This is a genomic window from Neisseria sp. 19428wB4_WF04 (genome assembly GCF_015235335.1).
GTDB lineage: Bacteria > Pseudomonadota > Gammaproteobacteria > Burkholderiales > Neisseriaceae > Neisseria > Neisseria musculi.
This window is the reverse complement of sequence record NZ_JADGLG010000135.1, coordinates 1-724: the sequence shown is the minus strand read 5'-3', so window position 1 is coordinate 724 and position 724 is coordinate 1. Positions and strand designations below refer to the sequence as shown.

The 724-nt window shown below is 46.8% G+C and carries 1 protein-coding gene and 1 pseudogene; one reads left to right on the top strand and one right to left on the bottom strand.

Features of this window, described 5'->3' with window-relative positions; genetic code table 11:
- Positions 1 to 180: 180 nt before the first annotated feature.
- Entirely contained in the window at positions 181 to 444 is a 264-nt protein-coding gene (locus IR141_RS12650; RefSeq protein WP_135037796.1) for a hypothetical protein, read from the bottom strand.
- A 165-nt stretch (positions 445 to 609) separates the two neighbouring features.
- Between IR141_RS12650 and IR141_RS12645 the strand changes: the two are divergent.
- Positions 610 to 711 (top strand): annotated as a pseudogene (locus tag IR141_RS12645) (IS3 family transposase); the annotation flags it as partial.
- Positions 712 to 724 lie beyond the last annotated feature (13 nt).

Here is a 724-nt window from a genome sequence, read left to right as displayed (position 1 = left end):
AATCATCGGTTGCTGAATCCTACAACCCGGCGTTGTCGATTCGGTCGGGAAAATATTGAAAGAAGCATTTAAGCAATCAAGATAGTGTGTGAAAGTGTCAATGCCGTTGATGTATTCTTTCGGCAACAACCAAGCCGTACCCTGCTTTTGCGGGGCATTTTTCTGTTTGGTATTGTTAATTTATGCTGTTAATCCGTAACGGGTTTTGTCGTATTCCGTTTGGTTTTTCAAAATGTAGAAAGCGATGGTTACCAGCTTTCGCATAATTGCAACAATAGATGAGTTTCGGCGGTTTTCCCTGGCTTTCAGACGGCCGATAAAGGCGGGAAAGGCGTTCATGCGGTAGGCGGCCAATGCGGGCATGTATAAAGCCGCCCGTGCCTGGCTTTTGCCGTCTGAAAAGCCGATACTGTGTTCGGATCGGTATGGGCGCGGGATTACCAAATTGAATCGGGCAAATGCAAACCGGTGCAAAACATGTCGCGTAAGGAAACTGTTTGGGCAATGCGGCCGTGGAAAGCTTCTCCGGCACGTTAAAAAAAGCCTGCGTATTTCAAAGTGTGATGCCCATACGCGCAAATATGCTTCCGCTGCCGGATTGCAGCAGCTTTGCATGAGTATATTCATTATTACCACCACGACAGAACCAAGCTGAAATTAAAAGGACTGAGCCCTGTACAGTACAGGATTCAGCCCTTGAAAACCGCTTGATTAAGCTGTCTAA